Genomic DNA, 13,038 nt, shown 5'->3' with positions numbered 1-13,038 from the left:
TCCGGACTCCGCCCCAATGCCGGCACCGCGCCCCGTCCCCACCCCTCACGAAATAGTCGTATGGACGGTGCTCGCAGGCACGACCGAACTTGACGGGCTTCAAACCATTGGATGGTCTGTCATGGCTCGGAATTCGGAAGTTTCGTTCTCGTTTGAAGCCGGTGATGTCGCGTTCGACGTCGTCCGGTTCGCACTTTCCGAAGGGGTTTCGCAACCCTTCCGCCTTGAGGTGGAGCTGTCCAGCTTCAACGGCTCCGTCGACGCGACGATGCTGCTGGATCGCGAGGCGACCTTCGCCATCGCGCGCGATGGCGTCGTGGAGCGCTCCGTGGTCGGCCTGGTCACCGCATTCGAGCAGGACGAGTCGGGCTTCCACGCCACACGTTACCGGGCGGTCGTCGAGTCGCCGCTGGCGCGGCTTGGGCTTCGTTACGGCAGTCGCATATTCCAGCAGGTCAGCGCACCCGAGGTACTTGCGACGCTGCTCAAGGAGCATCGGTTGCTCGATACGCGCACGGCCTTCTCAGGGGTTCACGAGCTGCGTCAGTACTGCGTGCAGTACCGCGAAGCCGACTCCGTATTCTTCCACCGCCTCGCCACCGAGGAAGGCATCGTTCATTGGAACCAGGCCTGCGACGGCCGGGCGACGGTCGTGCTGAGCGATCGCATCGACAGCGCGCCGATCCTCGACGGCCCCGTCCTCTATCAGCCGGCCCCGGCGGGTGACGCACCCGGCCCGCATCTTTGGCACTTCGCTCATCGCCGCCAGCTCGCGCCCACGCGCATCACCCAGCGCGAGTACACGTTCCACAATCCGCGCTACGACCTCCAGCACGAAGCGAAGGCTTGGACGGCGGAAAGCGCCGTCGGTGATTACGAGCATTACGACTACGCCGCCCGCTACAAGCGCGACGAGGCCGGAAAGCCGTTCACGCGCGCCAAGCTTTCAGGGCTGAGAAACGCCGCCGAGCATGCCCGCATCGAGGGCGACGATGCCCGGCTGTGGCCAGGCCTGGCCTTCGCCCTGACCGGCCATCCGAACGCGAAGTTCAACGACCGCTGGCGCGTGGTCTCGATGCACCACTTCGGTGAACAAGCGGTTAGCCAGGAAGCCGACGCGGCCGGCGCCGAACACGGCAACCGCTATTCCTACCAGGCCACTGTCGCCCCCGCCCACTACGACTGGAAGCCGGAGCCCGCACCGCGTCCCGTGGTGGACGGCCCGCAGATCGCCCACGTCGTCGGTCCGGACAAAGAGGAAATCCACTGCGACGAACACGGCCGCGTGCAGGTCTGGTTCCCCTGGGACCGCCAGGGACCGCGCGCGAACGCCACCTGCTGGATCCGGGTGTCGCAGGGGTGGGCCGGCACCCTGTATGGCTTCATGGCGCTGCCCCGCGTCGGCCACGAGGTCATCGTCGAATTCCTCGAAGGCGACCCCGACCAGCCCATCGTCACCGGCCGCGCGTACCACGCCGCCAACCGCCCGCCCTACGAGCTCCCGCGCCACAAGACGCGCACCACGTTCAAGACGCAAACCCACAAGGGCGAGGGCTACAACGAGCTGCGTTTCGAGGATGAAGCCGGGCAGGAAGAGATCTTCGTCCACGCGCAGAAGGACCAGAACATCGTCGTCGAACATGACGAGACAACGAAGATCGGTCACGACCGCAGCGAAGACGTCGGCAACGACGAAACGATCGCCATCGGCCACGATCGCAAGGAGACCGTCGGCAACGACGAGACCCTGAGCATCGGCCAGGACCGGCGCGAAACGCTGGGTCGCGACCACGTGATCGGCATTGGAAGAAGTCGCCAGCTCACCGTGGCGAAGGACCTGATCGAAGACGTCGGCAATGTCCGCACCGAGAAGACCGCCACCGATCGCAGGGCCGAGACGGGCGGGCATTACGAACACAAGGTGTCCGGACGAATCGACATCGAAGCCGGCGAGCGCATCACGCACCGCACGCAGGTTCTCGAGCTGTCCGCATCGCAAACGTTCGTCCTGCGCGGTCCGGGCGGCACCATCACCATCAATCGCGATGGCGTGACGCTGGAAGGGTTGCAGCACGTGCTCAAGGGCCCCGTGGCGTTCCAAAGCCACGGCGAGGGCAACGCGCTGCAGATGCTGGGAACGCCACGCGAAGCCCTGCTCGGCGATCCCATCGAGCTCAACTACCACTACGACGATCTCCAACCCATCGCCCGCGCGCCGTATCGGCTGCTGTTCGAGGACGGAAGCCGCCGCGCTCTCATACCTCTACAACATCGACGACACCAGCTACCGCAACGAGATCGTCTATCCCAAAGATCTGGCCGACTACGCACGCAGCCAGCCGCAGCGTTCACCCGAAGCGGCGCGCCTGGCATTGCAAGGCGAAGCGACGCCCGCGCCTGTCGCCGCCGGCGGAACCTGCCCGCGCAGTGGCTGGTGGTCCACTCCGGTGCTGCACGACGAGCGCCGTTACTTCCTGCCCGGGGACACGCTGCCGGCGCTCGACTCGGAACCGTCGCAAGGCCGCACCGTGTGGACGTGGGAGCCCGACCAGTCGCCCGTGGCCGTCATCGGCGGCGATAGCGGGCAGCCCGCAGCGCGCGCCGGGTTGTGGTGGATGCGCGACGACCACGAGGTGCGTTGTCGCGTGCAAGCGCTCCAGCCGTTGCCAGCGCACGAAGGCGAGGCCGTGACCTGGGTGTGGCAGGAACCGGTGCCCTTCTCCACGCCCACCGACACACCCTGCCCGACCGCCGGGCGCTGGCGTTGCGAAGACGAACGACGGGTCGAGCGCACATTCGCCGAGGGCGAAACGTTACCGCCGCTGGACGGCCGCGCCGTGGTCTGGCGCTTGTTGCAGGCGATCTAAGTAGGCGTTCGAAGGGCTCGCACGAGGTTGGATGGACGCAAGCGATTGCGCTCCATGCGTAGGGCGAAAGCAGGCGCGACGCGTGCCGGAGGCAGATAAAAATGGGTTCCAGCTTTCGCTGGAATGACGTGACACGGCGGAAGGAATGACGGCCTGGACCCGGCCCTCGCCTGGCTGGCGAGGCCTCATCGGGCGCTTCGGTGCATCGGCATCGGTGTTAGCGCAAACATGCGTCGCCGGCCGCAGACCCCGCAAGAACGTAGGTGACGACCGCGCACCGGTATGCCACGCTCGGCCCATCTTCGCCCCGCGGACGCCGCATGACCGAGGACGCCGGTTCGCCCTCCCGAGTCCCCCTGCGCGGCGACGCCGCGCTCGTGCGTGCGCTGGGGCCGTTCCAGCTCGGCGCGTCCATCATCAACATCATCGTCGGCGCCGGCATCTTCATGCTGCCGGCGCTGATGCTCGCGCGAATGGGGCCGGCGGCGCCGCTGGCCTTCGTGGTGGGCGCGGTGGCCATCGTGCCGATCGCGCTCTGCTTCGCCGCGGTGGGCTCGCGCGCCGCGGCGACGGGCGGGCCGTACACCTATGTCGGCGCGGGCTTCGGGCCGTTCGCCGGCTTCCTCACCGGGGCGTTGATGTGGATCTGCAACGTCACCTCCAGCGCGGGCGTCGCGGCGGCATTGGCGGGACAACTGGCGCACGCGTTTCCCGCACTCGCGCCGGCCGCGCCACGCGCGCTGTTGATCGCCGCGGTCTACGGCCTGCTGTTCGCGCTCAACGCGTTCGGGGTGAAGCTGGGCGCGCGGATGATCGTCGCGCTCGCCACGCTTAAGCTGACGCCGCTGTTCGTGCTCGCCGCGGTGGGGATGTTCTTCCTCGACGGGTCGCAGATCAGCCTGCGCATCGACGACGTGCCGTCCTGGGCGGCGCTGGGGTCGTCGCTGGTGCTGGTGGTGTTCGCCTATGCGGGCATGGAGACCGCGCTGGTGCCCACCGGCGAAGTACGCGACCCGGCTCGCCATGTGCCGCGCGCGACGCTGGGCGCGATCGTCATCGTGGTGCTGCTCTACATCGGCATCCAGGCGGTGTGCCAGGGCGCGCTCGGTGCGGACCTGGCCGGCAGCGCGGCACCGGTGGCCGATGCGGGCGGGGCGATCTGGGCGCCCGCGCGAGCGCTGCTGCTGGCGACGGCCTGCGTGTCGATGCTCGGATTTTTGATGGGCAACCTCTTCTCGTCCTCGCGTCTGCTGTTCGCACTGGGGCGCGACGGCTTCCTTCCGCGCATGTTCGGCGTGGTCGATGCGCGCCATCGCGTGCCGGTGCTCGGGCTGCTCGCGCACGCGGGCATCGCCACGGCGCTGGCGGTGGCGGGCAGTTTCGAGACGATGGCGTTGATCTCCGGCGGCGCGATCTGCCTGGTGTTCGCGGCGGTCGCGGTGTCGGCCTGGCGCGTGCAGCGCATCGGCCTGCGCGGCGTGGGCGAACCGCTGGTGCTGCCGGCGGGCGGGCTGATTCCCGCCATCGCCGTGCTGACGATGGCCGCCATCCTCGCCACGCTCAGCGCGCAGGAATGGCTGGCGATCGCGCTGTCGCTGACGGCGCTGGTGGTGATCTACGCGGTGCTCGCCGCGCTGCGTGGTCGCAGCGCGCGGCGTTCGGTGGTGTAGGCCGGATCAGGGCGTCGCGGGCTCGTCGGCGCGCGTTTCCCAGTGCGGCTCGCGTCGCGGCACCGGCGGCGGCGTCCGGCCGAAGGTGTTGCGCACGCGCTTGGACACGAGCAGGTACGGCACCCAGATCAGCACGGCCACGCAGGCGCCGATGACCTGTCGCACGCCGCCCATCGCGCCGTCGCGCAGGTGCGGGATCTGCATCGTCAGGTACACGTCCAGCCCCAGGAACGCCACGTTGCCCACCAGCAGCACGATCATCCAGCGCGGGAACGACGGCGTCTTCATGAAGTACATCGCCAGCAGCGCCAGGCTGGCGGCGAGGAACACGCCGTTGCCGATCGCCTCGTACAGGAACACCGGCCCCAGCAGCGGATCGTAGAGCCCGCTGCCCGGCGTGGTGATCTGCTCCCACACGCCGTTGCTGAAGGCCGGGATGTGCTGCGTGCGCAGCACCATGAAGTTCACGATCACCGACATCACCAGCTTGATGGCGATGACGATCAGCCAGCCGCCCAGCCCGGTCGGCCCGGCGTTGCGTTGCTGCGGCGTCTGCGCGAACACCAGCGGTTGCTCGCCCAGCGTGAGGCCGCCGCGCGAAGACTGCGGCGCCTGGTACGGATTGTCCGACATGCCCTTCCCCTTAAGGATCACGATCGCCCATCGACGATAGCGCGATCGGGGCGTGGCGTCAGCCGCGGTGCTCCCGCGCCAGGTACTGCGCCGACTGCATCTCGATCAGGCGCGAGGCCGTGCGCTCGAACGCATGCGCCAGCTTGTTGCCGACGTACAGCGACGACGGCGCGGCGGCGGCGGTGCAGACCAGGTTGACGTGGCGGTCGTACAGTTCGTCGATCAGGTGCACGAAGCGACGCGCCGGGTCGTCGTTGCGACCGTCGAACAGCGGGATGCCGCCGACCAGCACGGTGTGGCACTCGGTGGCGATCTCGATGTAGTCGCTGGCGGCGCGCGGGCCTTCGCACAGCGCGGCGAAGTCGAACCAGGCGTGGCCTTCGGCCAGCGCGCGCACGGGGATTTCGCGGCCGTCGATCACCAGCGGACCGTCCTCGTGCGGGCAGGTCGCCGTGAGCTCCTTCCAGCGTTCGCGCAGCCATTCGTCGGACGTTGCGTCCAGCGGCGCGCGGTACACCGGCGAGCGCGTCAGCGCGCGCAGGCGGTAGTCCTGCGCGCTGTCCAGGTACAGCACCTTGCAGTGCTGCTCGATCTGCGCGATCGCCGGCAGGAAGCTGGCGCGCTGCAGGCCGTCCTTGTAGAGGTTCTTGGGCTCGGTGTTGGAGGTGGTCACCAGCGTCACGCCTTCGGCGAACAGGCGTTCAAGCAGGCGACCGAGCAGCATCGCGTCGCCGATGTCGTTGACGAAGAATTCGTCGAGCACCAGCACGCGCAGGTCGCGGCCCCATTCGCGCGCGATGGACGCCAGCGGATCGCTCTGGCCGGCGTGCGTGCGCAGCTGGGCGTGCACTTCGCGCATGAAGCGATGGAAGTGGGTGCGGCGCTTTTTACCCGCTCCCTCACCCCACCGTTCGCCCTGCGAACGGTCGCCCTCTCCGGGCGTGAGAGGGGCGTCGGTGCGGCTTGCAGCCGCAACATCCGTCATGGGCAGCGCATCGAAGAACAGATCGATCAGGAACGTCTTGCCGCGACCGACGCCGCCCCACAGATACAGGCCGCGCGGAGGTTCGGGCTTCCTTCCCAGCAGCGCGTCGAACAGCCCGCGCTTGGGCGGCGCGAGCAACGCGGCGTGGATGCGGTCGAGTTCGCGCAGCGCGGGGCGTTGCGCGGGGTCTTCGTTCCAGTCGCCGCGTGCGACGCCGGCGGCGTAGACGGCCGAAGGCGCGGACGCGCGTGCGGCGTCCGTTTCGATGCGGGCGTTCATGCGTTACCGGTGTCTTCGCCCTCACCCCACCGTTCGCCCTGCGAACGGTCCCCCCCTCTCCCGCCAGGCGGGAGAGGGACTTCGGAGCGGCCTTCGGCCGCGACGTCCATCGGGGGCGACAGGTAAGGCTTGATGCCGTTCTTGATCGCGCCGCGCAGGTCCATCAGGCGGCGATGGAAGAAGTGGCTGGTCTCGGGCATCTTCACCAGCTCCGGTGGCTGGGCGAGCTTGAGCGAATCGATCCACGCATACACCGCGTGCGGATCGACGATCTCGTCGTTCTCGCCCTGGATCACCAGCCACGGGCACTGCGGCGGCACGATGGTGCTGAAGTCCCAGCTGCGCCCGGCCGCGGGCGGGGCGATGGAGATCACCATCGCCGGGTGCAGTTCGTTGGCGCACTTGAGCGTGATGTACGAGCCGAAGCTGAAGCCGGCCAGCCACAACCGCGCACCGGGGCGCTGCTCGCGCACCCAGGCGGCGACGGCGCGCAGGTCGTCGGCTTCGCCGCGGCCCTGGTCGAAGCTGCCTTCCGACGCGCCGGTGCCACGGAAGTTGAAGCGCACCGTCGCGATGCCCGACTCGCGCAGCGCGCGCGCGGCCATGGTCACGACCTTGTTGTGCATGGTGCCGCCGTCGGTGGGCAGCGGATGGCAGACGATCGCCACCGCGTCGCGCACGGGCGCTTCGGCGGCTTCGACGATGGTCTCCAGCGCGCCGGCCGGGCCGTGGAGCATCAGCGTGGTGGTGGCGTCGGTCGGGAAGGCGGGCTGGTTCATGCGGCCATGATACGGGGTGGGGGATTCAGAGCCCGTTGCCGCGCGCGTTCGCGGCTAGAGGTCGAAGCCGAGCACGAGCGGGTCGTGGTCGGAACTGCGCCACGGCCCGACGCCGCCGGCGCGGTAGCCCGAGGCGTCCGGCTCGTCAGCGTTGACGTGCCATTCCGCCGCGCCGCGCAGGCGTTGCGCAAACGCCGGGCTCAGCAGCGCGTGATCGAGTCGGCCGAGCTGGCCGTCGTAGACGTAGGAGTACGGGCGCTCGACGCCGGCCACGTCGAAGGCGTCGCGCCAGCCCGCCTCGCGCAGCGTGCGGACGGGGCGCTCCTGGGCGTAGGCGTTGAGGTCGCCGACGATGAGGGTGTTCGCGCCGTGGCCGGTCGGGTCGGTGGCCAGCCACGCGGCGAGGCGACGCGCGGACTCGGTGCGCGTTGCGTCGTAGCAACCGGCGCCGTCGCGCTGGTCGCGGTCCTCGCCATTGGCGTTGCTGCAACCCTTGGACTTGAAATGGTTGGCGACGACGACGAACGCCGGGCCGCGCGGCTTGCCGGCCTTCAGCGGGACGAACGCCTGGGCCAGCGGCACGCGGCTTTCCGGACCGAACGGGCGGCCTTCCAGCACCTTCGGCTTGCCGATGGGGCGCACGCGGTCGGCGTGGTAGATCAGGCCGACGCGGATCGGGTTGTCGCCCGGGCCCGCACCGGCGTCGACGAAGCGCCAGGTGTCGCCGCCGGCATCGAGCGCGGCGACCAGCGCGGCGATGCTCGAGTCCGCGCCGTAGCCGTCGTTCTCCAGTTCCATCAGCGCGACGACATCGGCGTTCAGGCCGTCGATCACCGCCACGTGCTTGGCCAGCTGCGCCTGCAGCTCCTGCGCCGAACGCGCGCCGCGCTGGGTCGGAAATCCGCCACCGCGGCCGTCGCCGTTGAACAGGTTTTCCAGATTGAGCGCGGCGATGCGCAGCGTGCCGGGAACGGCCGGCGCCTGCGGACGCGCGGCCGGTTGCAGCGCCGGCGTGTCGGTGGGGCGCAGCACGTAGCCCTTCTCGTCCTGGTCGATCACGCCGGTGAGGCCTTCGATGACGCTGCCGGTGCGCGCCTGCGCCAGGCCTTGCGGCCACTGGATGTCGGCCGTTCGCAGCCACAGGCTCCGGCGCGCGTTGTCCGCGACGAGGGCGCGGTAGGCGTCGCTGCCCGGCGCGTGGCGTTCGGTCGGCTGCCACGGGCGCTCGCCGATGCTGATCAGGACGCGACCGTTCTTCGCCAGGTCGCCGCTGTCGGCCAACGGTGCGGGCGCGCGGAACGCCACGTGCATGCCTTCCAGGCGCTCCCAGTCCGCCGGGGCGGTGTCGATGGCGACGGGAGGCAGGAGTGAGTGGCCGGTGCGGTGCACGCGCGCATCCACCAGCGCGGTGCGCGTGCCGCGTCCGGCATCGAGTTCGGCGACGGTGCCGCGTACACGGACGACGTCGCCCGGCGTCACGGCCGTGCTGTTGTCCCGGACGAAGAGGCCGTCGGACGTGGCGTCGTCGCCGTCGCCGCCGTCCTGCAGGTACCAGCCGCCGTCGCCGAGTGCGTTCACGACGCCGTCGACGGTGACGGTCTGGCCCACGAGCGCGCTGCGTGCCTCGTGACCCTGCACGGCGCCGATGGGCAGGACGTCGCGCGCCACGGGCGTCGTCGAGCAGGCGACCAGGAGGCAGGGCGCCAGCAGCAGGACCGGTCGCAGCGGGAAGGCGGTAAGGGGCATGGCGGGCTCGCCGGAGGAAAGGCGCGCATTATCGCGAGCGGATCGTGACGGGTGCTGCTCCCTCTCCTGTCTATTGCAGGGGGAGGGGCCGAAGCGCTCAGCGCATCGAAGATCAGAAACGACAACGCCGCCCGAAGGCGGCGTTGATCGAAACAGACCCGAAGGACCGGCTTACTTGAGGTTCGCCAGCATCCAGTCGACCGTGGCGATGACCTGCTCGTCGGTCAGTGCCGGGTTGCCGCCCTTCGGCGGCATCACGCCGGCCGTGCCGGTGAAGCCTTCGATCGCGTGCTTGTGCAGGGTATCCACGCCCTTGGGCAGACGCTCGGCCCAGTGGGCCTTGTCCAGCGTCGGGGCGCCGCCGGCGCCGGAGGTGTGGCAGCCGGTGCACAGGTTGTTGAAGATCACCGAGCCGTCGGTCGTGCCGCCGTAGGCGACCTGCGAGGCGGCCTTGGCCGCAGCGGCGGCGGAAGCGGCCTGCTGGGCGGCGGCGCCGGTGGTGCCGGCGTAGACCGCGCCGACCGGGGCGATGCGCTGCTCGGTGCGCTTGACGGCGTCCGGGTTGACCTCTTGCGGGATCTGGCCGTGGACGACGATCGCCGCGACGATCAGGCCCAGCGTGACCAGCATCAGGAAGCCGATCACCATCGAGAATTTCTTCAGGAATTCGAGGTCGTAATTGCGCACAAACCCACCCTATGGCGCGCCCGCCTGGGCACGCGAAGCCATCGACAAACGGCCGCCGGTGGGCGGCCGCGCGCCAGTATAAAGCCCGCTCCCGCACCCGAAGATGGGGGAATGGCGCGCCCGGAGGGATTCGAACCCCCGACCAATGGCTTCGGAAGCCACTACTCTATCCGGCTGAGCTACGGGCGCCTGGCTGAGATCCCGGCGATTGGCCTGATCGGATGATCACGCCGCATCACACGGGGCTGGCATTCTAGCGACAAAGCGCGCTGGCGTGCTGCCACGGCTTCTCAGTTCCCCCGCGGTGCCGGCGCCGATCGCCCCCGCTCCTGCAAATGTCCTGCGTGAAATGAGTTACGAACGCTTCGAAACCCCGATGGTCCCGCCGTGGAAGACGCGACTGGCGCTGTACTGGCAGCTGGTGCGCGGCGACCGTCCGATCGGCTGGCTGCTGCTGCTGTGGCCCACCTGGTGGGGGCTGTGGCTGGCGGCCGGCGGCGTGCCGCCGCTGTGGACGTTGTTCGTCTTCAGCGCCGGCGTGTGGCTGACGCGTTCGGCCGGCTGCGTCATCAACGACTACGCCGACCGCTGGCTGGATCCGCATGTGGAGCGCACCAAGGGCCGGCCGCTGGCGACCGGCGCGGTGCGCGGCCGCGAGGCGCTGGTGCTGTTCGCCGTGCTGATGCTGGCGGCGTTCGCGCTGGTGCTGACGATGAACCGGCTGACGATCCTGATGAGCTTCATCGGCGTGCTGCTGGCCGCGAGTTACCCCTATCTCAAGCGCTACACGCACCTGCCGCAGGTCTACCTGGGGCTGGCCTTCGGCTGGGGCATCCCGATGGGCTTCGCCGCGGTGCAGGGCGAAGTGCCGGCGGTGGCGTGGCTGCTGTACGTGGCCAACATCGTGTGGTCCACGGCCTACGACACCTGGTACGCGATGGTCGACCGCGAGGACGACCTGCGCATGGGCAGCAAGTCCACGGCGATCCTGTTCGGCGACATGGACCTGATCGCGCAGGGCGTGCTCTACGCGCTGTTCTTCATCGCGCTGGTCCTGGTCGGGCAGCGCGCCGGCATGGGCACTTATTACTGGATCGGGTTCGCGGCGGCCGTGGCGCTGGTGGCCTACGAATTCGTCATCGCGCGCACGCGCGAACGCACGGCGTGCTTCCGCGCGTTCCTGCACAACCACTGGGTGGGGCTGGCGGTCTTCGCCGGCATCGCGGTCGATTTCGCGACGCGCGCGCCGGCGCCGTAACGCTCAGAGCGCCTTCGCCAGCCGGCGCAGGCGGAAGCCCGCGATGATCTGCAGCACCCCGTAGAACAGCGCCGCCACGCCGATCCACAGCGCCACCGTCACCAGCCCGGCGGCAGGCCGCGCCACGAACAGCGCACCCAGCGCGATGGCCAGCAGCCCGCTCAGCGCGATCATCCATTCGCCGGTGACTTCCTTGCGGATGCGGATCGCCAGCACGATGCGGTAGATCCCCGCCACCACCAGCCACGCGGCCAGGAACAGCAGCAACAGGCCCGCCGTCGCCACCGGATTGCTCACGGCGAGCACGCCGAAGATCAGCGACAGCAGCGCGTACAGCGCAAGCCAGCCCTTCGAGACGGCAATGTCGCGACTGAACAGTGCGATCAGGCTGAGCACACCCTCGGCGATCGCCATCACGCCGAACGCCCAGGCGATCGCCACCGCTGTCTTGCCCGGCCACAGGAAGGCGCCGATCCCGAACACCACCGCGACCACGCCGTACAGCACCAGCACCCACCAGCTGCGTCCCAGGCTTGCGAACAGTCCTGCGCTCATGACGACCTCCGTGACGGGATGAAGGACCGGCTCGCGCCGGCGCGAAGGGAGCGTGAAGCCCGCCCGGTCGCCGCGGCGTGAACGCTGCGTGTGCGCGGTCGTTGTGCGTTTGCCGACATTCCGCGCGCAAATGCGCCCAGCGGCCCGTTCGACCCGCGCGGCGGCGGGTGCGCTGTGCTGGAATCGGCACTTCGCCCGCGCCGGAGTCCGCTATGCGTCGCCTGTGCCTGTCGCTGTCCCTGCTCTGCCTCGCCGCCCCCGTCCTGGCGCAGACCGCGCCGACGCGCGAACACCTCGCCCCTGCCGGCTGGGAGGGCTCGTACCACGGCCTGCACTACACGCCGGTGTTGCGCGTGGGCGACCGGGTCATCGTCTCGGGCATTCCCGCCAGCGAGGGCGAGACCGACGAAGCGAAGATCCGCTGGGCCTTCCAGCAGCTACAAGCGCACCTGGAAAAGGCCGGCACGACGATGGCCGACGTGGTGGAGCTGCAGAGCTTCCACGTCGCGCGCGACCACGACGAATTCCGCACGCGCGTGGAGCCGGTGCTGAAGGTGCATCGCGAGTTCTTCAAGGACCACTACCCGGCCTGGACCGCCGTTGGCACGACGGCGCTGTTCTCCAAGGGCGCGCCGATGGAGATCCGGGCCGAGGCGATCATCGGCTCGGGCGCGCGGGCGAAGGCGGATATTCCGGTGAAGCCGTAGACGCAAGACCACAACAGCAGACCCTCTCCCCCTTGCGGCGACCGAAGGGAGTACAGGGCTGAGAAGGACAGGCCGCCGAAGGCCGCCAGGGAGAGGGGTGGGGCGGCTGAAGAGCACGCGCTGCGCGCGCCCCCTCTTCCGCCCCCTTCGGGGGCACCTTCTCCCACAAGGGGAGAAGGGAAAAGCGCGCTCACGGCACCCGCGCGCACACCCACACATCCACCCGCGCCACGCCTGCGCGCAGCAACGCGGTCGCTGCGGCGCGCACCGTCGCGCCGGTGGTCATGACGTCATCCACCAGCGCGACATGCGCCGGCAGCGCGACCCCGTGCCGCACCTCGAACGCCCCGCGCACGTTGCGGCGACGGGCAGCTGCGTCCAGCCGTGTCTGCGCCGACGTCGCGCGACCGCGTCGCAGCAGGTCGTCGCGCAGCGGCAGGCTGAGGTGCCGGGACAGCGGCCGGGCCAGCTCGAGTGCCTGGTCGAAGCCGCGTCGACGCAGGCGTCCCCGGTGCAGCGGCACCGGCACCAGCGCCTGCGGGCGGTCCGCCGTGCCCACGCGCGACGCCATCAGCGCGGCCAGCAGGCGCAGGCTGGCGAGGTCGGCGTGGAACTTCGCCCGTGGCAGCAGGCGGTCCAGCGGCGGGCGGTAGAGGAAGACCGCCCGCGTCGCGGCCTGTGGCGGTGGGCGTCGCAGGCAATCGCCGCACAGCGTGTGTTCGACGGGTAACGGCAGGCCGCAACGGCCGCAGGACGCGGCGTTCTCGGGCAACGATTGTGCGCACGGTTCGCACAGTTGAATGCCGTTGGTGGCACGTTCGCGGCAAATCAGGCAGGACGGCGGCAGCAGTCGGTTCGCAAGGCGTTCGGTC

General features: G+C 69.7%; 11 protein-coding genes, 1 tRNA gene and 1 pseudogene. 5 read left to right on the top strand and 8 right to left on the bottom strand.

What is annotated here, in order from left to right; all coding sequences use genetic code 11:
- Nucleotides 1-67 precede the first annotated feature (67 nt).
- The 3 genes from tssI to JI752_RS14010 all read left to right on the top strand — a co-directional run bounded on the left by tssI (nucleotide 68) and on the right by JI752_RS14010 (nucleotide 4,537).
- Nucleotides 68-2,581, top strand: a complete 2,514-nt coding sequence (gene tssI / locus JI752_RS14020) for a type VI secretion system tip protein TssI/VgrG (protein WP_216965097.1) — start codon at nucleotides 68-70, stop codon at nucleotides 2,579-2,581.
- Nucleotides 2,559-2,867 carry a hypothetical protein gene (locus tag JI752_RS14015; RefSeq protein ID WP_216965095.1) on the top strand — a complete coding sequence of 103 codons (309 nt, stop codon included), beginning with the start codon at nucleotides 2,559-2,561 and terminating at the stop codon, nucleotides 2,865-2,867. Before tssI ends, JI752_RS14015 begins: the two co-directional genes overlap by 23 nt.
- A gap of 320 nt (nucleotides 2,868-3,187) precedes the next feature.
- Complete coding sequence (locus JI752_RS14010; protein WP_216965093.1) at nucleotides 3,188-4,537, top strand: amino acid permease; 1,350 nt, start codon at nucleotides 3,188-3,190, stop codon at nucleotides 4,535-4,537.
- Nucleotides 4,538-4,543: 6 nt separating this feature from the next.
- Here the strand turns inward: JI752_RS14010 and JI752_RS14005 are convergent, their stop codons facing one another.
- From JI752_RS14005 to JI752_RS13980, 6 genes and pseudogenes are all read right to left on the bottom strand, one after another.
- A complete protein-coding gene (locus JI752_RS14005) occupies nucleotides 4,544-5,170 on the bottom strand; it encodes a DUF2569 domain-containing protein (RefSeq protein WP_216965091.1) in 627 nt (208 codons plus the stop codon).
- A gap of 58 nt (nucleotides 5,171-5,228) precedes the next feature.
- On the bottom strand, nucleotides 5,229-6,434 hold the full coding sequence (gene zapE / locus JI752_RS14000) for a cell division protein ZapE (RefSeq protein ID WP_216965089.1): 1,206 nt from the start codon (nucleotides 6,432-6,434) through the stop codon (nucleotides 5,229-5,231).
- A gap of 119 nt (nucleotides 6,435-6,553) precedes the next feature.
- Nucleotides 6,554-7,213 (bottom strand): annotated as a pseudogene (locus tag JI752_RS13995) (alpha/beta fold hydrolase); the annotation flags it as partial.
- Between the two features lie 54 nt (nucleotides 7,214-7,267).
- Nucleotides 7,268-8,959 carry an ExeM/NucH family extracellular endonuclease gene (locus JI752_RS13990; RefSeq protein ID WP_216965085.1) on the bottom strand — a complete coding sequence of 564 codons (1,692 nt, stop codon included), beginning with the start codon at nucleotides 8,957-8,959 and terminating at the stop codon, nucleotides 7,268-7,270.
- Between the two features lie 171 nt (nucleotides 8,960-9,130).
- Nucleotides 9,131-9,646 carry a c-type cytochrome gene (locus JI752_RS13985; protein ID WP_216965083.1) on the bottom strand — a complete coding sequence of 172 codons (516 nt, stop codon included), beginning with the start codon at nucleotides 9,644-9,646 and terminating at the stop codon, nucleotides 9,131-9,133.
- A 112-nt stretch (nucleotides 9,647-9,758) separates the two neighbouring features.
- Nucleotides 9,759-9,835: transfer RNA gene (locus JI752_RS13980), tRNA-Arg, on the bottom strand.
- Nucleotides 9,836-9,995: 160 nt separating this feature from the next.
- Between JI752_RS13980 and ubiA the strand changes: the two genes are divergently transcribed.
- Nucleotides 9,996-10,904: a 4-hydroxybenzoate octaprenyltransferase gene (ubiA, locus tag JI752_RS13975; RefSeq protein WP_216965081.1), complete on the top strand. Its 909-nt coding sequence runs from the start codon at nucleotides 9,996-9,998 to the stop codon at nucleotides 10,902-10,904.
- Nucleotides 10,905-10,907: 3 nt separating this feature from the next.
- Here the strand turns inward: ubiA and JI752_RS13970 are convergent, their stop codons facing one another.
- Nucleotides 10,908-11,459, bottom strand: coding sequence for a DUF308 domain-containing protein (locus JI752_RS13970; protein WP_216965079.1), 552 nt, complete (start codon nucleotides 11,457-11,459; stop codon nucleotides 10,908-10,910).
- Nucleotides 11,460-11,671: 212 nt separating this feature from the next.
- Between JI752_RS13970 and JI752_RS13965 the strand changes: the two genes are divergently transcribed.
- Entirely contained in the window at nucleotides 11,672-12,166 is a 495-nt protein-coding gene (locus JI752_RS13965) for a Rid family hydrolase (RefSeq protein ID WP_216965077.1), read from the top strand.
- Nucleotides 12,167-12,356: 190 nt separating this feature from the next.
- Here the strand turns inward: JI752_RS13965 and JI752_RS13960 are convergent, their stop codons facing one another.
- Nucleotides 12,357-13,016 carry a ComF family protein gene (locus JI752_RS13960; protein WP_216965405.1) on the bottom strand — a complete coding sequence of 220 codons (660 nt, stop codon included), beginning with the start codon at nucleotides 13,014-13,016 and terminating at the stop codon, nucleotides 12,357-12,359.
- Nucleotides 13,017-13,038: the final 22 nt, after the last annotated feature.

The organism is Lysobacter sp. MMG2 (assembly GCF_016735495.2).
In the GTDB taxonomy this organism is placed as follows: Bacteria; Pseudomonadota; Gammaproteobacteria; order Xanthomonadales; family Xanthomonadaceae; genus Lysobacter_J.
The sequence above is the reverse complement of the archived record's forward strand: the minus strand, read 5'-3'. Positions and strand labels throughout refer to the sequence as shown.